This window comes from Pseudobutyrivibrio sp. C4 (genome assembly GCF_900111635.1).
GTDB classification, from domain to species: Bacteria; Bacillota; Clostridia; order Lachnospirales; family Lachnospiraceae; genus Pseudobutyrivibrio; species Pseudobutyrivibrio ruminis.
Genome location: NZ_FOHF01000003.1, coordinates 237,636 through 261,705 on the forward strand (window position 1 = coordinate 237,636; position 24,070 = coordinate 261,705).

The window sequence follows — 24,070 nt, forward strand, 5'->3', positions numbered from 1 at the left end:
AATGAATAAGATTACGTTATATCATGGCTCAGATAAAATTATATCTGAGCCTAAATTCAATTTAGGAAAAAAATATAATGACTACGGCCAAGGTTTATATTGTACGAAACATATAGAGCTTGCGAAAGAGTGGGCTGTGGATGAAGGCAGAGATGGCTTTGTTAACATCTATGAAATAGATTTAGCAGGATTGAAAATACTTGATTTAAATAGCGATAGTTACAGTATTTTGCATTGGCTGACAGTTTTGCTTGAGCATAGAAATATTAGTGTTAATACTCCAGTTGCGATAGACGGCTTGGAGTATTTGAAAGAGCATTATCATGTAGCCTTAGATGATTATGATGTAATAATCGGATATCGAGCTGATGATTCATATTTCTCTTTTGCAAGGGCTTTTATATCAAATTCTATTAGTGTATCTCAGCTTCAGAAGGCAATGTATTTAGGCGAATTAGGAATACAATATTTTGTTAAAAGTGAAAAAGCATTTTCAAAGCTCAAATTTATTGAAGCCATTCCAGTTGATTCTGTTGAGCATTATTCAAATAAAGTTTTAAGAGATTCCAATGCACGAAAAAACTATAAGAGAATTACAGAATCTGTTGATAAAAATGGAACATTCTTATTAGATCTTATGCGAAAGGGGTAAGGTTATGACATATTCGTATAATCAGGTATATTTGAATGATGCTATGAATAATATGGCCGAAGCATTTGAAATAGCAGCTCATATTTACAAATTAAATTTAGATTACTTTTTACAGATTTTTATAATTTCTGGTATTGCATCCCAGTTTGAAAAAGGAAATCCTAAATATATAGCAGGAAAATCTGGAGCAGAATTAGTGGCAGATGCTGTAATACTTACAAATGCTTCCGAGGTTAAAATGCCAGAAACATCTTTTATAAATATATCTGAGGAATATTGGACTGGTTGGGTGACTGCTTATTATCAGTGGATTTCAGGTAAGACCTTTAAAGAGATTCAGCAAATAATTAGTATGTCTGAATTAAAAAATAAATATAACCCTTATCATGAAATGGATGAGATGCAGATAGTAGATTATATTCAGTCAAAGGCAGATAAAATTAATGCTGTTAATCGTCTTCAGATGTATCGAAAGATGTTAGGCTTATCTCAAAGTGAACTTGCTACTGAAGCAGATGTTAATCTAAGAACATTGCAACAATACGAAATTGGAGCAAAAGATATACACAAAGCGTCAGTATCCACCATTGCTTCACTTGCGAAGGTTTTAAAATGTGAAATAAAGAATCTTTTATAATCATAGTTCTATTGATCTGATAGGTAATTATAGTAAAAGCAAACTTTATCCTTGAGGTAGAGTTTGCTTTTTTGTATGAGGGTATACTATGGTAGGATCTAAATGATTTGACAAAATATAAAAAAGAAAATAGTATAGTATAGCCTATCAATTTGATAGGAGAACTTCAAAGCAGATGTTATAGCATCTGCTTTTGTGTTGTTTAATGAGGTATTTTATGAGGGAAATCACATTTGAACAGCTTACAAAGCTTGATAAAGATAAATATATGCTGGTTGATACCAGAAATGAAGGAAGCCTTAAGTATGGTATGATTCCTGATGCTATCAGTATCACCCATGAATTATTTGAAGTTGATTTAGATAGCGTGGTAAATAAGCTAGATAGGTCAAAGCAAATCATTCTGTACTGCACCAGAGGACAGATTTCTATAGAGGATGCAGAAGTTTTAGCAGAGCAGGGATTTGATGCAGTAAGCCTTAAGGGCGGATATAACAGCTATCTTTCATACATGATGGATAAGCAAAATTCTGAAGCTGATGATGAGCTTAAGGAACAGAGAGCAGAAATAGAAAAGAGTATTCGAAAGAAATTCCACAAGAGCTTATTTTCTCCATTTGCCAGAGCATGCAAGGAGTATGAGCTTATAAAAGAAGGAGACCACATAGCTGTTTGTATTTCCGGTGGTAAAGATTCTATGCTTATGGCAAAGCTTTTCCAGGAGATTCAAAGGCATCAAAAGGTCAACTTTAATCTGACTTTCCTTGTAATGGATCCTGGATACAGCGAGGTAAATCGTCGCCTTATCGAAAGTAATGCAAAGCTTATGGGGATTCCAATTGTTATTTACGAAAGCGATATTTTCGATGCCGTAGACACTGTTGATAAGAACCCATGCTACTTATGTGCTAGAATGCGCCGAGGCCACTTATATTCAAAGGCAAAGGAATTAGGGTGCAACAAAATCGCCCTTGGTCATCACTACGACGATGTTATCGAAACAATCCTTATGGGAATGCTTTACGGAGCTCAGATTCAGACAATGATGCCAAAGCTTCATTCCACAAACTTTGAAGGCATGGAATTGATTCGCCCACTTTATCTTGTTAGACAGGATGATATTATTGCATGGCAAAGATACAATGGATTGCATTTCCTTCAGTGTGCATGTCATTTCACAGAGACATGTGACAGCTGTTCAGTAGATGGTACAAGCGCGTCAAAGCGTCTTGAAACAAGAAATCTTATTGCCGAGCTAAAGAAGGTTAATCCTTACGTAGAGTCAAATATCTTCAGAAGTGTTGAGAATGTAAATCTTGCTACTGTAATAGCTTACAAGCAGGATGGAGTAAAGCATCATTTCTTGGATGATTATGATAATTATCAATAATGAACTACTAAATTGATAACAAATTATACTATTAGCACTCATTGTATATGAGTGCTAATTTTTTATTGACTTTGATTTTTCCCAGTATTATCATACTCATTAGTGAATAAACAAAGGAGTGATTGAAATGGGTAACAAAAAAGGTAGTTTATCAATTACAAGTGAAAATATTTTTCCAGTGATCAAAAAGTGGCTATACTCAGATCACGACATTTTTTATAGAGAGCTTATTTCAAACGGATGTGATGCTATCACAAAGCTTAAAAAGCTTGATATGATGGGTGAGTACTCACTTCCTCTTGATTATAAGGCAAAGATTCAGGTTATCGTAAGCCCTGAGGACAAGACACTTACATTCATTGATAATGGTCTTGGTATGACAGCTGATGAAGTAGATGAGTATATCAATCAAATTGCTTTCTCTGGCGCTACAGATTTCCTTGAGAAATATAAGGACAAGGCTGATTCAGATCAGATTATTGGTCACTTTGGTCTTGGCTTCTATTCTGCATTTATGGTAGCAGATGAAGTACACATCGATACACTTTCATACAAGGATGGTGCTACAGCAGTTCATTGGGAATGCGATGGCGGCACAGAATTCGAAATGGGCGATGGTGATTGGGACCAGGTAGGTACTAAAATCACATTATTCTTAAACGAAGATTGCCTCGAGTTTGCTAATGAATACAGAGCCCGCGAAGTCATCGAAAAGTACTGTTCATTCATGCCTACAGAGATTTTCCTTTCAAAGAAGGATGCTCCAGAAGAGTATGAGACAATCGATGCAGCTGACAAGCTCGATACAGATAAAGTTATTGAAGAAATCCATGAGGATGCTAAGTTCGAAGAAAAAGAAAATGAAAATGGAGAAAAAGAACAGGTAGAGGTTTCACCTGCAAAGGATAAGCTTAAAATCGTTAAGCGTCCAGTAGCATTAAATGAGACTCAGCCACTTTGGACAAAGTCTCCATCAGAGTGCACAGAAGAAGAGTATAAGGCATTCTATCGTGATGTATTCCACGACTACAAGGAGCCACTTTTCTGGATTCACCTCAACATGGATTATCCATTTAACCTTAAGGGTATTTTATACTTCCCTAAGATTAACACTGAGTATGATTCAATCGAAGGTACAATCAAGCTCTACAATAATCAGGTATTCATCGCTGATAACATCAAAGAAGTTATTCCTGAGTTTTTAATGCTTTTAAAGGGTGTTATTGATTGTCCAGACCTTCCACTTAATGTATCACGTTCTGCACTTCAGAATGATGGATTCGTTACAAAGATTTCTGAGTACATTACTAAAAAGGTTGCTGATAAGCTTACTGGTATGTGCAAAACAGAAAAAGAATCTTATGAGAAATATTGGGATGATATTGCTCCATTCATCAAGTTTGGCTGCCTAAAGGACAACAAGTTCTGCGATAAGATGAACGACTACATCCTCTTCAAGGATATCAATGATAAATACATCACTCTTCCAGAGCTACTTGTTAAGGAAGAGGAAAAAGCCACTGATGAAAATGGCGAAAAGGTAGAAGCAGAAGTTGTTGATGAAACAAAGGATGCTGATGATAATAAAGAGCCAGAGGATACAAGAAAGACTGTTTACTATGTAACAGATGTTGCACAGCAGGGCCAGTACATCAATATGTTCAAAGAGCAGGGTATGAATGCTGTAATCCTTGATCATGCAATTGATACTTCATTCATTACTCAACTTGAGCAGCGAAATGAGAACTACAAGTTCTGCAGAATCGATGCTGATGTTACAGATTCTATGGTTGAGGAAACATCTGAGGATGAGCTTAAGTCAGAGACTGAGACGCTTACAGATGTATTTAGAAAAGCTCTTAATAATGAAGGTCTTGAGGTTAAGGTAGAGAAGTTTAAGAATAAAGATCTTTCTTCTATGCTTACAGTATCAGAAGAGAGCCGTCGTATGCAGGATATGATGAAAATGTACGCTATGGGCGGCATGGATATGAGCATGTTTGGTTCAGCTTCTGAGACACTTGTACTTAATGCAAACAATGACTTAGTTAAGTACATCCTTAATAACAAGGATTCAGAGAATGTTCCTACATTTGCAGCTCAGCTTTATGATTTAGCAAAGATTGCAAATGCACCACTTTCACCAGAAGCTATGACAGAGTTTGTTGCAAGATCAAATAAGATTATGATGTTATTAACAAAATAGTAGATTGAAAACTTGCATAGATTTATAACGGTAGGCGTATAAGCCTGCCGTTTTTTTAATATTGTAAAATATATTTTGAATTATCACGCAACTCATCTGTATTTGTGTGTAAATTGTGAATAAATCATTGAAAAAATGTGTCAACTTAGTTATTATTAATCTAACACACACAATGCTATGGGGGATAGTTATGGCTTCAACTAGTACAAAGAAATGGTGGAAAAATGCTATAGTTTATCAGATATATCCACGCTCATTTTGTGACAGTAATGGCGATGGAATAGGGGATATTCCGGGCATTATTTCTAAATTACATTATCTAAAAGAATTGGGTATAGACGCCATTTGGCTTAGCCCAGTTTATCGCAGTCCAGGCTATGACAACGGTTATGACATTTCAGATTACAAGGACATCAATCCCGAATTTGGCACAATGGAAGATATGGAAAGGCTTATTAGTAGAGCCAAAAGACTAGGGATTAAGATAATAATGGATTTGGTTATTAATCATACTTCTGATGAGCACGAATGGTTTCAAAAGGCTTTGGCAGGAGATGATAAATATCGAAATTACTATTATTTTAGAGAGGGTGTAGGAAGCAGCTATCCAAACAACTGGGGTTCTTTCTTTGGGGGCCGTGCGTGGTCTAAAACTGAAAAAGGGGATTATTACTTACATCTTTTTAGCAAAAAACAACCTGATTTAAATTGGCAAAATCCTGAAGTATTTGATGAGATTACAGATATTATGCGCTTTTGGCTAGACAAAGGGGTAGCTGGATTTAGATGTGATGTAATAAATATTATATATAAAGAATCTTTGGAGAATGGCAAAAAACGTTTTGCTTTAACAGGTAAGGAACACTATCTAAACACTGATGGATGCCATGAATTGTTAAAGCGTTTCAACGAGGAAGTGTGGAGCAAATACAAGACATTTATAGTTGGTGAAACTGTTTTTGTGACCCCTGATGATGCAAAGCTTCTTAGTGATGAAAATCGTAAAGAGCTTGATGCAGTGTTCTTCTTTGAACACATGGATGTTGATAATTACGGAATAAAATGGTTTAAAAAGGGATTTAAACCAAGCAGACTTATTAAAATCTTGGATAAGTGGCAGACTGCATTGGAGGTCCCAGCCAATTATTTGGAAAACCATGATCAGATTCGCTCCGTTAATCACTTTGGAAATGTTGGGAAATACTGGGAGAAAAGTGCAAAGCTTTTATGCGGTTTAAATCTTAGCCTTCGAGGAGTTCCTTTTATATATGAGGGTGAGGAAATTGGCATGACAAATGGCGATTTTAAAGGCCTCAGAGAGCTTAAAGATATAGAATCCTACAATATAAATCAGTCATTGAAAAAGATGTTGTTGGTGCATTCTATACGCCGTAAACTGATCCTTCAAACCACTAGGGATAATGCTAGAACTCCAGTGCAGTGGGATGCTAGCGATAATGCAGGTTTTACTACAGGTACACCTTGGCTAAAAATCAATGCTAATAAATCATTTATTAATGTTGAAACAGAGCTTAGAGATGATAATAGCATCTTAAACTTCTATAAGAGTATGATTGAATTCCGAAAGAATTCAGAGGCACTTCAGGATGGAAATTATAGAAGAGTAGCATCTCCAAGTGATGTGTACATTTTTACTAGAGAATCTACACATGAAAGATTATACATTTATTGCAATCTTACCAGCTTTAACAAGGCTGTAGAATTCTATGGGGATAATATAGCATTTAGTAATTATGAAGAATCAGAGAGAGAAAACTTCTTCCTAAAGCCATATGAATTTAGAGTAGTTGTTTCGAATATATAAGATTAATAAAAGCCAGCTCATATGAGCTGGCTTTTGCTATATTACTCAGCCTTAGCCAAGTTTTTATTTGCTGTAGAAAGCATAAGCTTAATTCTGTTAAGCTGGTTAACTTCAGATGCACCTGGATCATAGTCGATGGCTACGATATTTGCCTCTGGGTGCTCATGACGAATACGTTTGATTACACCCTTACCAACTACGTGGTTTGGTAAGCATCCAAAAGGCTGGATACAAACGATGTTGCTTGCACCTGTTTCAATAAGCTCAAGCATTTCACCTGTAAGGAACCATCCTTCACCAGTCTGGTTACCGATTGATACGATTCCCTTTGCGTTTGCTGCAGTATCTGTAATGTATGCTGGAGCAGTAAATCTCTTAGACTTGTTAAATTCATCTCTGGCAGCACTTCTGAGCCACTCAAAGAACTTGATTCCCATGTTGCAATAGAACTTAGTCTTGCGGCTTGCACCAAGGTTTTCTTCCTTAAAGTTTGCATTGTAGAAACTGTAAAGAAGGAAGTCTGTAAGATCTGGAACAACTGCTTCGGCACCTTCCTGCTCAAGTAATTCAGCAAGCTGATTGTTAGCTGCTGGAAGGAACTTAACAAGGATTTCTCCTACGATACCAACACGTGGCTTCTTAAGACCTTCGATGATAGGAAGGTTATCGAAATCACGAATCATTTCGCGACACATTCTCTTAAACTTGCCATGAGAGAGTATCTTTGTGTTAGATACAAACTCTACAACCTTCTTTCTCCACTTATCGTGAAGCTCGTTTGTTGAGCCAGGAACTGCTTCGTAAGGACGTACTCTATAAACACAGCGAAGTAAGATATCGCCAAAAGTAAGAGCGTAAAGTCCGTGCTGGATAAGGCTAGGTGTAAGTTTGAATCCAGGGTTTGGCTCGAATCCGTTAAGGTTTAATGAAATAACTGGTACATCAGGATAGCCTGCTTTTGCAAGTGCACGTCTGATGAATCCGATGTAGTTTGATGCACGACATCCACCACCTGTCTGAGAGATGAGAAGAGCTGTACGGCTCATATCAAACTCGCCTGTATCGATAGCAGCCATAAGTTGACCGATTACCATAAGTGAAGGATAGCAAGCATCGTTGTTTACGTATTTAAGACCTACATCCACACATGTACGTGTTGGAATGTTTGGAATCACGAGATTGTAACCAGCTGCGTTGAATGCAGGCTCGATTAAATCAAAGTGGATAGGAGACATTTGTGGACAGAGAATTGTGTAATTCTTCTTCATCTCCTCCGTAAATACGATACGGTTATAGTTGGCAGGTACGATTTCGCGTTCCTGCTTCTTCTTTTTCTTAACACGAAGTGCAGCAAGAAGAGAACGAACTCTGATACGTGCGGCACCAAGGTTGTTTACTTCGTCAATCTTGAGGCATGTGTAAATCTTACCAGACTGAGTAAGAATATCAGCTACCTGATCAGTTGTAACGGCATCAAGACCACAACCAAATGAGTTGAGCTGGATTAAATCGAGGTTATCATGCTTCTTTACAAAGTTGGCAGCTGAGTACATACGTGAGTGGAACATCCACTGGTCCATAACGATAAGAGGACGCTCAACCTCACCAAGGTTTGAAATAGAATCCTCAGTAAGTACTGCAATGCCATAGCTGTTGATAAGCTCTGGAATACCGTGGTTAATCTCAGGGTCTACGTGGTATGGACGTCCTGCAAGAACGATACCATGCTTTCCAGTCTCTTCTAGATACTTAAGAACTTCCTGTCCCTTTGCATACATATCATTTCTGAAATGCTCCTGCTCAAGCCATGCACCATGTGCAGCGGCCTTAACTTCGCTAGCTGAGATATCGAACTCTTCCTTGAATACCTTTTCAAGCTGAGTAGTAAGAATCTCTTCTGAAGAGAAAGCCATAAATGGATTTAAGAAACGAACCTTTCCGGTTGTAATTTCATCCACGTTGTTCTTAATATTTTCAGCATAAGATGTAACGATAGGGCAGTTGTAGTGGTTGTTAGAATCAGGAAACTCATTTCTCTCGTATGGAATACAAGGATAGTAAATGAAGTCCACATTTCCTTCGTTGATAAGCCATTGAACATGACCGTGCGCCATCTTTGCTGGGTAGCACTCTGACTCTGATGGGATTGACTCGATACCCATTTCGTAAACCTTACGGTTTGAACGAGGAGAGAGAACTACTCTGAATTTCAGAGCCTTGAAGAATGTAGCCCAGAATGGGTAATTCTCGTAGAGGTTAAGGACACGTGGAATACCAACTGTACCTCGAGTTGCCTCTTCCTCTGAAAGTGGCTCGTAATCAAATAATCTGTTGTATTTGTATTCGTAAAGGTTAGGGATGTTCTCTTTATTCTTAACACCGCCTGCACCCTTTTCACATCTATTACCTGTGATGAATGAACGTCCGCCTGAGAATCTATTGATTGTAAGTAAGCAGTGGTTCACACAGCCCTGGCAACGAGTAAGCTTTGTATCAAATGTAAGATTGTTAATCTCATCAATGCCAAGTGTAGTTGTAGTAGGATTTTCCTCGTAACGCTCCTTAGCGATAAGAGCACAACCGAATGCACCCATGATACCTGCAATATCAGGACGAACTACATTTACACCTGCAACCTTTTCAAGGGAACGAAGAACAGCATCATTGTAGAATGTACCACCCTGAACAACGATGTTCTTACCAAGCTCTGAAGCATCAGAAAGCTTGATAACCTTGAAGAGTGCGTTTTTTATAACTGAGTAAGCAAGACCTGAAGAAATATCTGCAACCGAAGCGCCTTCCTTCTGTGCCTGCTTTACCTTTGAATTCATAAATACGGTACAACGTGTACCAAGGTCGATTGGGTTGAGAGCAAAGAGCGCTTCCTCTGCAAAATCCTGAACTGTGAAATCAAGGGACTTTGCGAAAGTCTCGATGAATGATCCACAACCAGAAGAACATGCTTCGTTAAGCTGTACGCTATCAACTACGCCATTCTTGATACGGATGCATTTCATATCCTGTCCACCAATATCAAGGATGCAGTCTACCTCTGGATTGAAGAAGGCAGCAGCATAGTAGTGGGCAATAGTCTCTACTTCGCCATCATCAAGCTGTAAAGCAGCCTTGAGTAATGCTTCACCATAACCTGTAGAGCATGAGTGTACGATATGTGTATCCTCAGGCATGATAGAGTAAATCTCTTTTAAAGCTTTAAGTGAAGTAGCAAGTGGGCTACCGTTATTGCTTGAGTAGAATGAGTAAAGAAGTGTGCCATCATCACCTACAACAGCAAGCTTTGTAGTTGTTGAACCAGCATCGATACCAAGGTAAACATTACCATGATAATTAGCTAAATCGCCCTTCTTAACCTCAGCCTTAGCGTGTCTGTCCTTGAAGGCTCTGAAATCGTCCTCGCCCTCGAATAAAGGCTCTAGTCTGGCAACCTCAAAGTCCATCTTTATTCCCTGTGAAAGCTTATCGATAAGCTCGTCCATAGGTACGTTCTGATCTTCCTTTGAGTTAAGTGCAGAACCAATAGCAGCAAAAAGATGAGAGTTATCAAGCAAGATAGCATGCTCATCATCTAATTTAAGTGTACGAATAAATGCTTCTCTGAGCTGGTCCAAGAAGTGAAGAGGACCACCGAGGAATGCAACGTGGCCGCGAATTGGCTTACCACATGCAAGACCTGAAATAGTCTGGTTAACTACTGCCTGGAAAATAGAAGCAGATAAGTCTTCTTTTGAAGCACCTTCATTGATAAGTGGCTGAATATCTGTCTTTGCAAATACACCGCAACGTGCAGCGATTGGATAGATAGCTTTGTAGTCCTTAGCATATGTATTAAGGCCTGTAGCATCTGTCTGAAGCAAAGAAGCCATCTGATCGATGAAAGAACCTGTACCACCAGCACAGATACCGTTCATACGCTGCTCAACATTACCATTTTCGAAATAAATGATTTTAGCATCCTCGCCACCAAGCTCGATTGCAACATCTGTCTGTGGAGCATAGTGAGTGAGGGAAGTAGAAACAGCGATAACTTCCTGTACAAATTCAACACCAAGGTGCTTAGCAAGAGTGAGTCCGCCTGAGCCAGTAATCATTGGACGAACTTGAATCTGACCAAGCTTAGACTTGGCTTGAGTTAATAAATCAGTGAGAGTTTGCTGAATGTTAGCAAAGTGTCTCTGATAATCAGAAAATAAAAGATTGTTATCATCGTCAAGCACCGCAATTTTAACTGTTGTGGAACCTATATCGATGCCTAATTTGAATAATTTGTTTTCCATATAATAATAATTCTTTCTTATTAATATAATATTTTTGCAACATTACGTATTATAAATGTAGATAAGCAAATATACAATAAACAAAATCTTAAAAATGTTATTCGATTAAAAGACAATTATATTTTATACAATCAAAAATTTATAAAAATTTTTCTTTACAAATGAATAATGCTGTTGTAATATTTCAGAGTAATTGAGCGTATTTTTTTTAGGAAAGGTTTTTCCAAAAAAAAAACGCTTTTTTTATTTTGGAGGGAGCATGTCAAATCTATCAGTAGAAGATATCATCGATTTCGTTGAAGAAAACGACGTAAAATTTATACGTCTAGCCTTTTGTGACCTATACGGTACACAAAAAAACATATCAATAATGCCACAGGAGTTGAGACACGCCTTTGAAGAAGGCGTGAATTTCGACTCCTTTCTTATTTTAGGCTATCATGATGGAGATAGTCAGGATTTATTCCTTAAGCCGGATCCTGATACACTTCATATTTTACCTTGGCGTCCACAGTCAGGACGCGTTGTTCGAATGTATTGTGATGTTGTGCTTGCAGATGGCACACCATTTACTTACGATTATCGCAATTTCTTAAAAGAAACCCTAAATGAATGTGAGAAAGCAGGATTTAGTACTCGTATGGGTCTTAAATCTGAGTTTTATCTATTTAAAACAGATGAAGATGGAAATCCAACTAAAGAACCATTTGATAATGGTGGATATCTTGATGTTGCACCAAGTGATAAAGGGGAAAACATTCGAAGAGAAATTTGTCTTACCTTGGAAGAAATGGGAATCATCCCACAAACATCTCATCACGAGAGAGGACCAGGTCAAAACGAGATTGATTTCATGTCTGCCGATGTGCTTACAACAGCTGACAATCTTGTGACTTATAAAAATGTAGTTGAAAACATTGCAGCTAGAAATGGTGTTTACGCATCATTTGATCCACTTCCATTGGAAGATGCACCTGGTAATGGTTTACATATCAAGATGGCAAATTACAAAGGGAATGTAAATCTCCAAACATCTGATGAGGATTTCTCAGAAAGCTTTATGGCAGGTATTCTTAATAGAATGAGGGATATTACTTTATTCCTTAACTGTAGAAGAGATTCCTATAACAGATTTGGAATGGCAGAAGCGCCAAAGTATATTACATGGTCTTCGCAAAACAACTCTAGATTATTCAGAGTTCCTGAAATTAATGGCAAGAGAGATCATTTTATACTTCGTTCTCCAGATTCTTGTATCAATCCATATTTAGCAAGTGCAATTATTTTACAGGCCGGTCTTGCAGGAATCAAAAATAAGGAAAAGCTTCCACCTGCATTAGAAGTCAATTCTAGATTTTTAACCGAAGATAGATCCGCATATTTGGAAATGCTACCACTTTCCATTGAGGAAGCTATTGAGTGTGCTGAGAATAGTGAGTTTATCACTAAGTCATCTTTCAGCGATGTGACTCAGCGCTATATTGATATCATAAAATCTTATATTTAATTTGGAGAGGTTTTATGGAAAGGGCATTGATTGTCTGCAACAACGAAAAAGGAACTCTGTTTTACAAATCCTTTCTTAAAGAAAATGGAATTGTAGATGTGGTTGCAACTGACAATGGACCGCGGGCAAAGAGGGCTATTTTGGACTACGATTTTGATATATGTATTATAAACGGTCCTATAGATAATAGCTCTGGAGAAGATTTAGCAATAGATATTGCTGAAAAGAATAATTGCCAGGTCATATTGTTTGTTAAAGCAGAATTTATTGATGAAGTTGCAGAACACGTTGAAGATTACGGCATTATAACTGTTTCAAAGCCAATAAATAAGCAGTTATTTTGGCAGGCTTTGAAACTTGCAAGAGTTGCGCAAAGACGTATTAGCATGGCTCATAAGGAAAGTGCAAAACTGGAACAAAAGTTAGAGGATATGAAAATCATATCTAGGGCGAAGCTGCTTCTGATTGTTAATAGTGATGTTTCTGAAGAGGAAGCCCATAAAATTATAGAGAAACAAGCAATGGACATGAGAAAATCTCGAGTCGAAATTGCTAAAGATATTATAAAGAAATACGAAGGAGTTTAAGATGACAAAGCATGTATTTGTTACAGGTGGTGTAGTATCAGGTTTAGGAAAAGGTATTACAGCAGCGTCATTAGGACGTTTATTAAAAATGAGAGGCTATAAGGTTGCTTCACAAAAACTTGATCCTTATATGAATGTTGATCCAGGTACAATGAGCCCATATCAGCATGGTGAGGTTTTCGTTACAGATGATGGAGCGGAGACAGATCTTGATCTTGGACATTACGAGCGCTTTATTGATGAAAGCCTTAACAAATATTCAAATCTTACTTCAGGAAAAGTATATTGGAATGTCCTTAATCGCGAGCGTAAAGGTGAGTATTTAGGCCAGACTGTTCAGGTTATTCCACATATTACTGAGGAAATTAAGAGATTTATCTACATGGGTGCAGAAACATCTGATTGTGATGTTTTGATTACAGAAATTGGTGGAACAACAGGCGATATAGAGTCACAGCCTTTCCTTGAGGCTATCCGCCAGGTATCTCTTGAAAAAGGACGTGAAAACTGCTTATTTATTCATGTAACTTTGGTTCCATGGCTTTCAGGCTCAGAAGAACATAAATCAAAGCCAACACAGCATTCAGTTAAGGAGCTACAGTCTCTTGGTATTTCGCCAAATATTATTGTTTGCCGTGTTGATCATCCACTTGAGCAGTCTATTAAGGATAAGATTTCTCTATTCTGTAATGTAAAGAAGGACTGCGTAATTGAGAATGATACCCTTGATTGCTTATATGAAGCACCTCTTATGATGCACAAGTATGGTCTTGATGATGTAGTATGTCGTGAACTTGGCTTAGAAAATCCTTCTCCAAAGATTGAAGAATGGGAGAAAATGGTAGATAATATAAAAGGCTTGCAGAAGGTGACAAAAATTGCTATTGTTGGTAAGTACGTTGCACTTCATGATGCTTATTTATCAGTTCGCGAAGCATTATATCACGGTGGATATGCAAACAGTGCTCACGTTGAAATCGAATGGGTTGATTCTGAAACAATCACAAAGGACAATGTAAAAGATGTCTTAGGTGGTGTAGATGGAATTCTTGTACCAGGAGGTTTTGGCGATAGAGGAGTAGAAGGAAAAATCGCTGCTTGTCAGTTCGCACGTGAAAATGATATTCCTTATCTTGGTATTTGCTTAGGTATGCAGGTTGCTGCAATTGAGTTTGCTAGAAATGTTTGCGGCCTTGAGGATGCCAATTCTCGTGAGTTTAATAGCACAGGAAAGAATTGCGTAATCGACCTTATGGAAGAGCAGATGGCTGTTCTTAGAAAGGGCGGTACAATGCGACTTGGAGCATATCCTTGTGCAGTTCAAAAAAATACAAAATTATATGAAGCATATGGTTCAGAAAATATTTCTGAGCGCCATAGACATAGATTCGAGTTTAATAATCAATACCGTGAGCTTATGACAGAAAAGGGTCTCACAATCTCAGGTACATCACCTAATGATGAAGTTGTTGAAGCAATCGAAGTTTCATCAAACAAATTCCATGTAGGTGTTCAGTTCCATCCTGAGTTTAAGAGCCGCCCAAATAAGCCACATCCATTGTTTGCTGCGTTTATCAAAGCAAGCTTGAAGTAGTTCCCTATAAATTTTTTATATAAAGGAGAAAAAAATGTTAGAGAAAAGATTTAAACTCAAAGAGAACAACACTTCTGTAAGGACAGAAATCATCGCTGGTCTCACCACATTCATGACAATGGCTTATATCATTGCCTTGAATCCAAACCTTCTTACTGGTTACGGTGCAGGCGGTCAGGCACTTTGGAATGGTGTATTCCTTGCCACATGTATTTCATCAGCGGTCGCTATGTTTGTTATGGCTTTCCTTGCAAATAAGCCTTTCTGTCTTGCTCCAGGTATGGGACTTAACTCATTCATGGCTATTGTAATCGGCAACCTTGTTGCTATGACTGGTATGGGATATGTAGAGTCATTCCAGGCAATGCTTTGCATCATTCTTATCGAAGGTATTGTATTCTTTATCCTTTCACTTCTCAATATTCGTGAAAAGATTGTAGATGCAATTCCACTTGGCATTCGTCTTGGTATTTCACCAGCTATTGGACTTATGCTTCTTAACATTGGTTTTGGTTCAAATGTTTACATTGCAGATTCAAACTTCAATCAGTATTTTGCAATGAAAGATTTCTTCGGAGCTCTTACAGCTTCATACGCTAAGCAGACAATGACAGATGCTTACCCAGTAATGGTTCTTTCTGTTATTACAATGTTTGTTGGTTTATTTATTATTGTAGTTCTTGCATCAAAGGGCGTTAAGGCTTCAGTTATTATTGGTATGCTTGCTGCATCAGTAATTTACTGGATTGGCGATTTCTTCGTACTTGGCCAGAATCCTTTTGCATCACTTGCAACAGCATCATTTGTTCCAGCATTTGGTGATATGGCTACAACAACACTCTTTAAGTTTAATTTCGCTGGCCTAACTCAGATGGGTTGGTTTACAGCAGTAACACTTGTTATCACATTCTGTATCATTGATATGTTCGATACAATTGGAACATTAGTAGGTACAGCTTCTCGTGCAGGTATGGTTGATAGAGAAGGCAATATGCCAAACATGAAGGAAGCTCTTCTTTCAGATTCTATCGGAACACTTTTCGGTGCTTGCACAGGTACATCAACAGTTACAACATTTATTGAGTCAGCTTCAGGTGTTGAGGCAGGAGGACGTACAGGTCTTACAGCACTTACATGCGGTATTGCATTCCTTCTTTGCATTTTCCTTGCACCTATCGCAGCAATCATTCCAGCAGCTGCAACATCAGCAGCACTCATCTATGTTGGTGTTCTTATGATGACAGGTCTTAAGAAGGTAAACTTTGATGACCTTTCAGTATGTGTACCAGTTACTATCATGCTTATTGCTATGCCTATTTCAGGTTCAATTGGACATGGTATTGGTCTTGCAATGATTTCTTACACAGTAATCAAGGTATTCACAGGCAAGGCAAAGGAAGTATCTGCTCTTACATATGTAATCTCAGTACTTTTCCTTATCAAGTTCTTCTTAGCAGTATAAGAATAATATAGACATTCATAAGCTAGCTCTAATTAAAGAGCTAGCTTTTTTTTATTGAAAGTGAATATCTGAGTTTCTATTGACTAACTATAGGGAGTGTGGAGTATTATGTAAATAGATTTTGCGCAATTGAAAGGAGAGGACTAATGGCAAATATATTTGGGGATAATACTAAGAAACTCGGTTTTGGTTTAATGCGTTTACCAAGATTAGATCCAAATAAAGAGGATTCAATTGATGTAGAGACTCTTAAAAAGATGGTTGATACCTTTATTGAAAGAGGATTTACATATTTTGATACTGCTTGGATGTATTGCGGATTTAAGTCTGAAAATGCCACAAAAGAAGCATTGGTAGATAGATATCCTAGAGATAAATTTACTCTTGCTGACAAACTTCATGCTGGATTCTTCAATAAGGCAGAAGAGATGGATGAAATTTTCAACAAACAATTGGAAAAGACAGGTGTTTCATATTTTGATTATTATCTTATCCACGATGTAGGAGAGGGACATTATAAAAAATACACAGAGCTTGGCAGTTTTGAATGGCTAGCTAAGAAAAAAGAAGCGGGCCTTGTTAAGCATATGGGCTTTTCTTATCACGATAGAGCTGAGCTCTTAGATAGGATTCTCACAGAGCATCCAGAAGTTGAATTTGTCCAGCTTCAGATAAATTACCTTGATTGGGAAAGCGAAGCTATTCAATCAAGAAAATGCTACGAGGTTTGTGTAAAGCATAATAAGCCAGTAGTTGTTATGGAGCCGGTCAAAGGCGGTACTTTGGCAAATGTACCTGATGCAGTAACGGATTTGTTTAAAAATTACGATGCAAATGCTTCAATTCCATCATGGGCTATTCGTTTTGCAGCGTCTCTTCCAAATGTAAAGATGGTTCTTTCTGGAATGGGAAGTGAGCAGATGCTTCTTGATAACACAGGCTATATGGCTGATTTCAAGCCTCTTACAGAGGAAGAGCAGAAGCTTGTGTTTATGGCAAGAGATATTATTAACGGTGCTATTGCAATTCCATGTACAGCATGTGCTTATTGCGTAGACGGTTGCCCTATGAACATCCCTATCCCAAAGTATTTCTCATTGTATAATGCTGAAAAACAGGAATCAAAGGATAAAGGATTTACTATTCAACGTGAATACTATGAGCGTTTAAATGCAAATTTTGGTAAGGCTAGTGATTGCATTAAATGCGGTAAATGTGAGAATATTTGTCCACAACATCTTCCTATTAGAAAGAATCTAGAACTAGTAGCTGAAATGTTTGAAAGCTAGAAGTCCATAAATATGTACATACCTTCTGATATTATCTTATACATAAGATGATTCAGGAGGTATTTTTTATGAAAAAGAAACTTGATAAAGAATTAATTGTATCGCTGGCAGCTATTTCGTTTATTGTTGCAGTTGGCATTATTTTCTTCTTATTATTTATATTTGATATCCACATTTCTAGTAGTAATGCAGGCGGAGTAATAGGCTCATTCTCAGGGCTTTCTAGCTCAATATGGCTCTTTTTACTTTGCAGAAATTGTTGACTATGTATTGGGGGTTACCTATAATTAAAGTATCTATATATAGTGTATTTATATTAGCGAAAAAGGCTTTTTCACCGATATGATGTACACTGGGTTTTTAAGGAAGGTAATTGATTATGAATAAATTGTTTAAAAGAGCAGTTAGCTTTGCAGCTATAGCTGTAATGGTTTTTGCGTTTAATATTGTTGCAATGGCACAGGGAACTACCACTATTAATGTTTCTAAAAGTTCTGCATCAGTTGGCGATTCTATTACAGTTTCTATAACCGCCACAGAAAGCGGCACAATCACTGTTAAATATACAGCTAGCATGCTTACATTATCTAGTTGTAGTGTTTCAGGATACACATCAGAGGGCAATGCAGTTTCTTTCTCTGGCAAGCAGGGAGATATCGTTTTTTCTGCAGCGGCAGAAGGAACAGCTTCTATCATAGTTTCTTCATCAGCTAATTCAGGTAGCAGTACAACACTTACTATCGGGGGCTCATCAAGCTCATCATCTACAAGTACAGCAAGTGAATCTACTACAGAAGAAACGACTACAACAGAAGAGACAGTAGAAGAGAATACTGAGACTACAGAAGAAACTACAGAGGAAACTACAGCAACTACTACATCTACAAGTGGAGTAGGTACTCTTAACTCCGACGGTGGATTTGATATCGATGGTGTTGCATATGTTGTTTCAGAGAGATTTTCTGATTCTGATATGCCAGCAGGCTTTTCAAAGACAACTGTTACAATTGGTTCAAGCACATATAGCGAGCCAACAAATGGTAGTCTTACATTGCTTTACTTAAAGCCAGCTGATAACACTTCAGGTTCAGGTGTTTTCTATCTTTATAATGCAGAAGCAGGTACTGTTTCACCTTTCTTAATGCTTGGTACAGCAGATAGCTACGTTATTGTTAGTGACAATGGTTCAGCACCTACATCTGCTTTTACAGCAACTACACTTGATGTAAATGGTGGCACAGCTACTGCATACACAATCGATGGAGCAGAGTTTTTCTATGCTTACGGTACAAACCAGGATGGTGCTTCTGGTTGGTTTGTATACGACAGCACATATAAGACTGTTTCAAGAGTTGATGAATCAGCTCTTTCTACTTCAGCATCTACTGATACTACCGAAGAGGTAGAGGAAACAGAAACATCTACCGACAATAATTTATATGTAGAAAAACTCAACTTATATCGCAAAATCATCATGGGGCTTATAGTCCTTTGTGTTGTACTATTATTTATTATTATTAACAAAGCTATTAGAGGTCATGGTGACGACGATGATTTCGATGGCGATGTATTTGCTAAGGCGCCTACTAGATCTTCTCGCAGATTACCTCGTTCTATTGTTTTTGGCGGAAAAGATCGTGACGAAGAAGATGACGAGTACGACGAAGAAGAGTACGAAGAAGAAGAGTACGATGACGATGATGAAGAAGAGTACGATGATTATGATGAAGATGACGAAGATGACGACAGAGATTTCTCTAAGTCAAGATTTGAGTCAGAGTCATATGAGGCTCGTAGAGCATCTAGTCTTAATATGATGGATTTAAATGACCTATAAAAGGAGCAAAAATATGGAATATTCAAGACAAGCAAAACGTGCAATTACAGGGGCATCAAAGCTTTCAAAGTCATTGCAGCATAGCTATGTTGGTACTGAGCATCTCCTTATTTCGATTATTGAGCAGGAGAACTCACTTGCTGCCAAGGTTTTGAATTCTAATGGTGTAGATAAAGCAGCGTTACTTAAGCTTGTGGAGGAACTTATTTCTCCAGGTGGTGAGATTGCCATTCAAGAAAGAGATGGCTACACACCTAAAATGGAACAATTATTGGAACATGCTAGTGAAGAAGCAGCTAAATGCAATTCTAAGACTATAGGAACAGAGCATCTTTTATTGGCGATGATTCGTATGCAGGATTGCTCTGGTGCACGTCTGCTTAATTCGCTGGATATCAACCCTCACAAACTATTCTCCGAATTAGTAGCCGGTATGGGCGCAGAGGGGGTTGTATACAAAGAAGAGATGCAGGCTATTAACAGCGGTCGCTCTCGCAAAAACGAAGCATCTTACTTGGATCAGTTTTCTAGAGATTTAACAGAGCTTGCTGAAGAAGGAGAACTGGATCCTATAGTTGGTAGAGATTCAGAGATTCAGCGTGTAATTCAAATACTATCTAGACGAGGAAAGAATAATCCTTGTCTTATTGGTGAGCCTGGTGTTGGTAAAACTGCCATTGTTGAAGGCTTAGCAGAAAGAATTGTTGACGGTAATGTTCCTGATTCTGTAAAGGATTTAAGGGTACTTTCCCTTGATTTGTCAGGAATGGTTGCTGGTTCAAAATACCGTGGCGAATTCGAAGAGAGAATAAAAAAGGTTATTGCGGAAGTTATTGAAGAGGGCAATATCCTTTTATTCATAGACGAGATTCATACATTAATAGGTGCTGGTGGAGCTGAAGGAGCTATCGATGCATCTAATATTTTAAAGCCAGCTATGGCTCGTGGTGAGATTCAAATTCTTGGAGCTACTACTATTAATGAATATCGTAAATACGTAGAGAAAGATGCTGCATTAGAAAGACGTTTCCAACCTGTTATGGTAGAAGAACCTTCTACAGAGGAAACAATTGACATTCTTAAAGGTGTAAGACACTTATATGAAGAGCACCACGGGATTACAATTCCGGACGAAGCTGTTGAGGCATGCGTACACCTTTCAGAACGCTATATAGCAGATAGATTCTTGCCGGATAAAGCAATTGATTTGATGGATGAAGCAGCTGCTGCTATTAAGCTTAATGACGTAAAGAAAATTACAAAAGATGACAGTTTAGATAAACAAATTGAACAGCTTTCTGAAGACATGGAGAACGCTATTATTAATGGCGATATTGCTCTTGCTAGTTCAATTAAAAAAGAAAAAGATGAGCTTATCTTAAAGAAGGAAGCGGAGCAAAAGAAGCTTAACAGACGTTCTAAGTCAAAGCCTGTTGTTCTTACAGAAAATGATGTCGCAAAGGTTGTGGCATTATGGACAAAGATTCCTGTTTCTAAATTAACAGAACAGGAGTCAGTTCGACTTCGTAAAATCGAAAGCATTTTACATAAGCGTGTCGTAGGTCAAGAAGAGGCCGTTTCTGCAGTTGCTAGAGCAGTTCGTAGAGGTAGAGTGGGTCTTAAAGAAAAAGGCAGACCAATTGGTTCGTTCTTATTCCTTGGCCCAACAGGTGTTGGTAAAACAGAAATTTCAAAAGCCTTGGCAGAGGCTGTATTTGGCAACGAATCATCAATGATTAGAGTTGATATGAGTGAATATATGGAGAAGCATTCAGTCTCAAAGATGATTGGATCACCTCCAGGATATGTTGGCTATGAGGAAGGCGGCCAGCTATCAGAAAAGGTTCGTCGCAATCCATATTCAGTAATCCTTTTTGATGAGATTGAAAAGGCACATCCTGATGTATTCAATGTTCTTTTGCAGATTTTGGATGATGGTCATGTTACAGATTCTCAGGGACGAAAGGTAGACTTTAAGAATACTATTATTATCATGACAAGTAATGCTGGAGCACAGGCAATCATAGAGCCTAAAAAGCTTGGTTTTGCATCAAAAGAGGATGCTAGCAAAGACTACGAGTTTATGAAGAATGGCGTAATGGAAGAGGTAAAGAGAATCTTTAAGCCAGAATTCTTGAATCGTATTGATGAAACAATCGTATTTAGAGCCCTTACAAAGGATGATATGAAAGAAATTGCTGGTTTGCAGGTTAAACAATTTATTGTTAGATGCAAAGAGCAGATGGATATTACAGTTACAATTCCAGCATCAGTTAAGACCTGGATTGTAGATAAAGCATTTGATCCTAAATATGGCGCTCGTCCAATTCGTAGAAAGATACAGACGGCTCTTGAGGATGTAATGGCAGAGGATATTTTAGCAGGCAAAATAAAGCCATCTGATTCAGTAAAAGCAAAGGTTAAAAAAGACGTAGTGGTTTTTGAAAAATGCTAATAATAATTTGTGGGTCTTGTTGTTAAAATGATATTCCTTTGTTATAATCAGAATAAGACAATCTGCAGGTAAGCAGTGGCTACAGGAGGAATAAAAATGGCTGTGATTAGTGAGTTGATTCGCAGTGAAGCAGACGGAACTATCAGCTTTGGGGATTATACATTAGCTGATAAGAAGAAGCTCGAAGACTACAAGCATGACGGAGATTTGTACAAGGTTAAGACATTTTCAGATATCACTAAGTTAGAACGTAATGGGATGTTTGTTTATGAATCTGTACCTGGTACAGCTGTAGAAAAGTTCAATTGTACTTCTGATTCTGTTTCGTTTACAGTTGAGGGCAAAGAAGATGCAATGATTACTTTGGAGCTTGAACCAGAGACTAGTTATGATATTACTGTTAATGGCGCAAGTGCAGGTCAGATGAAGACCAATCTTGGCGGTAAGCTTAATCTTTCAGTTGAGCTTGATCCAGGAGTTGCAGTAACAGTTCAGGTTAGTAGAGTTTAATACCGTAATTTAAACTATTATCTTCCCACAAATAAATGTGGGAAGATTTTTTTATTTATAGAAGGAGATATATTATGGCAAATAAAAAGGTTTCAGTATTCTTCTGCCAGGAATGTGGGAATGAAACATCAAAGTGGGCTGGAAAATGCCCATCATGTGGTGCGTGGAATTCATTAGTAGAAGAGGTTATAGATAAGACATCTGTTAAAAGTAGAGCAAAAGTATCGGATGTTAAGCCAACAAAGATTATCGATGTTACTGCCTCTAATGAACAGAGAATATCTACAAATATCGAGGAGTTTAACCGCGTATTAGGCGGTGGAATTGTTCCTGGTTCTATGGTTTTAGTTGGCGGAGATCCTGGTATTGGAAAGTCGACACTTTTGCTTCAGACATGTCAAAAGCTTTGTTTGTCTGGTGTAAATGTCATGTATGTTTCTGGTGAGGAATCGTTGCAGCAAATAAAAATAAGGGCAGACAGAATTGGAGAGTTTAACGATAAGCTGGATTTATTATGCGAAACAAATCTGGATACTATAAAAGCTGTGGTTGAAAGAGAGATGCCTACAGTTCTTATCATAGATTCTATTCAAACAATGTTTAATGAGTCAGTGGGTTCGGCTCCAGGCTCAGTTTCACAGGTTAGAGAATCGACTAGTGTCTTAATGGAGATAGCAAAAGGAAAAGGAATAGCTGTCTTCATAGTTGGACATGTTACAAAAGAGGGTACTGTTGCAGGACCTAGAGTTCTTGAACATATGGTAGATACTGTTTTGTATTTTGAAGGAGATAGACACGCATCTTACAGAATACTTCGTGGAGTTAAGAATAGATTTGGGTCTACCAATGAAATAGGCGTTTTTGAAATGAGAGACACCGGCTTAGAACAGGTTAAGAATCCTTCTGCTGTTATGCTAGATGGAAGACCGGAAAATGCTACTGGTTCTATAGTTACATGCTCAATGGAGGGGACAAGACCAATTCTTGTGGAAATACAGTCATTAGTCAGCAAAACTGCTTTTGAAATTCCTAGAAGAATGGCTACAGGATGCGATTACAATAGAGTAAATCTGTTAGTTGCAGTACTTGAAAGAATGAGAGACGCTAAGGCTAACAGATCATGTGGTATATTCTTAGGAAGATCAGACGTTTATGTGAATATAGCCGGTGGAATTAGAATTAATGAACCAGCAATCGATTTAGCTATAGCACTTGCTATATATTCTAGTGAAAAGGATATACCTGTTGACGAAGGAACGATAGTATTTGGTGAGATAGGTTTGTCAGGCGAAGTTAGATCTGTGTCAATGGCAGAGCAGCGAGTTAACGAAGCTAAGAAGCTTGGATTTAAGAGGGTAATAATGCCTATGTCAAATATACCTTCTGTGAAAAATATTGATGGGATTATAGTTGTTGGCGTATCAAATATAAAAGAGGCAGTTGATGCTATATCTCGATAATGAAGATGCTTATATGACCTATATATGGGCGTCAAAATAGAATTGATAAAATAATTGGTACAATTCACACAATTATGAGCGTTTGAGTTAAATAGATTTACTTTAAAAAAACACAGAAATTCTGTTGACACGCCCTATTTTAGGTGATATTATAATCGAGCACTGAGGGAAACGAAGTGCTGAACGAAATAAGGAATTGAAAGAATTGTATAAACAATTTTGATTTCCTAAAAAGTTCACAAAATAAATAAAAAAGTTGTTGACAAAAACACAGCATCGTGATAATATAAACGAGTTGCTGCTGAGGGCAACAACAAAGAGAAGATTGATAACTGAACAGTGAAACAAACCTTGAATTAATACA

The 24,070-nt window shown here is 37.7% G+C and carries 16 protein-coding genes; 15 read left to right on the forward strand and 1 reads right to left on the reverse strand.

The annotated features are described in order from the left end of the window. The first annotated feature begins 1 nt into the window (after position 1). From BMY66_RS07705 to BMY66_RS07725, 5 genes are all read left to right on the forward strand, one after another. Complete coding sequence (locus BMY66_RS07705; RefSeq protein ID WP_090394758.1) at positions 2–652, forward strand: DUF3990 domain-containing protein; 651 nt, start codon at positions 2–4, stop codon at positions 650–652. A 4-nt stretch (positions 653–656) separates the two neighbouring features. Then, positions 657–1,289: a helix-turn-helix domain-containing protein gene (locus tag BMY66_RS07710; RefSeq protein ID WP_090394759.1), complete on the forward strand. Its 633-nt coding sequence runs from the start codon at positions 657–659 to the stop codon at positions 1,287–1,289. A gap of 217 nt (positions 1,290–1,506) precedes the next feature. Beyond that, positions 1,507–2,679, forward strand: a complete 1,173-nt coding sequence (locus tag BMY66_RS07715; RefSeq protein ID WP_090394760.1) for a PP-loop family protein — start codon at positions 1,507–1,509, stop codon at positions 2,677–2,679. A 127-nt stretch (positions 2,680–2,806) separates the two neighbouring features. Further along, positions 2,807–4,885 carry a molecular chaperone HtpG gene (gene htpG / locus BMY66_RS07720; protein ID WP_090394761.1) on the forward strand — a complete coding sequence of 693 codons (2,079 nt, stop codon included), beginning with the start codon at positions 2,807–2,809 and terminating at the stop codon, positions 4,883–4,885. A gap of 190 nt (positions 4,886–5,075) precedes the next feature. Further along, complete coding sequence (locus BMY66_RS07725) at positions 5,076–6,710, forward strand: alpha-glucosidase (RefSeq protein WP_090394762.1); 1,635 nt, start codon at positions 5,076–5,078, stop codon at positions 6,708–6,710. 41 nt (positions 6,711–6,751) lie between these two features. Here BMY66_RS07725 and BMY66_RS07730 read toward each other — a convergent pair whose 3' ends face one another. Beyond that, positions 6,752–11,005, reverse strand: a complete 4,254-nt coding sequence (locus tag BMY66_RS07730) for a 2-hydroxyacyl-CoA dehydratase (protein ID WP_090394763.1) — start codon at positions 11,003–11,005, stop codon at positions 6,752–6,754. A gap of 259 nt (positions 11,006–11,264) precedes the next feature. On the opposite strand from BMY66_RS07730, the gene BMY66_RS07735 reads away from it, so the two are divergent. From BMY66_RS07735 to radA, 10 genes are all read left to right on the forward strand, one after another. Then, entirely contained in the window at positions 11,265–12,512 is a 1,248-nt protein-coding gene (locus BMY66_RS07735) for a glutamine synthetase family protein (protein WP_090394764.1), read from the forward strand. A gap of 14 nt (positions 12,513–12,526) precedes the next feature. Then, complete coding sequence (locus BMY66_RS07740; protein WP_044938010.1) at positions 12,527–13,099, forward strand: ANTAR domain-containing response regulator; 573 nt, start codon at positions 12,527–12,529, stop codon at positions 13,097–13,099. Between the two features lies 1 nt (position 13,100). Further along, positions 13,101–14,693, forward strand: coding sequence for a CTP synthase (locus tag BMY66_RS07745; RefSeq protein WP_090394765.1), 1,593 nt, complete (start codon positions 13,101–13,103; stop codon positions 14,691–14,693). Positions 14,694–14,727: 34 nt separating this feature from the next. Beyond that, entirely contained in the window at positions 14,728–16,155 is a 1,428-nt protein-coding gene (locus tag BMY66_RS07750) for an NCS2 family permease (RefSeq protein ID WP_044938005.1), read from the forward strand. A gap of 146 nt (positions 16,156–16,301) precedes the next feature. After that, positions 16,302–17,444: an aldo/keto reductase gene (locus BMY66_RS07755; RefSeq protein ID WP_044938003.1), complete on the forward strand. Its 1,143-nt coding sequence runs from the start codon at positions 16,302–16,304 to the stop codon at positions 17,442–17,444. 68 nt (positions 17,445–17,512) lie between these two features. Continuing rightward, entirely contained in the window at positions 17,513–17,707 is a 195-nt protein-coding gene (locus BMY66_RS07760) for a hypothetical protein (RefSeq protein ID WP_044938001.1), read from the forward strand. Positions 17,708–17,823: 116 nt separating this feature from the next. Then, complete coding sequence (locus tag BMY66_RS13785) at positions 17,824–19,281, forward strand: hypothetical protein (RefSeq protein WP_177175623.1); 1,458 nt, start codon at positions 17,824–17,826, stop codon at positions 19,279–19,281. Between the two features lie 13 nt (positions 19,282–19,294). Continuing rightward, on the forward strand, positions 19,295–21,736 hold the full coding sequence (locus BMY66_RS07770; protein ID WP_044937996.1) for an ATP-dependent Clp protease ATP-binding subunit: 2,442 nt from the start codon (positions 19,295–19,297) through the stop codon (positions 21,734–21,736). Positions 21,737–21,832: 96 nt separating this feature from the next. Continuing rightward, entirely contained in the window at positions 21,833–22,246 is a 414-nt protein-coding gene (locus BMY66_RS07775) for a hypothetical protein (protein ID WP_033154424.1), read from the forward strand. A 74-nt stretch (positions 22,247–22,320) separates the two neighbouring features. Next, a complete protein-coding gene (radA, locus tag BMY66_RS07780) occupies positions 22,321–23,706 on the forward strand; it encodes a DNA repair protein RadA (RefSeq protein ID WP_090394766.1) in 1,386 nt (461 codons plus the stop codon). The last annotated feature ends 364 nt before the right edge of the window (positions 23,707–24,070 follow it).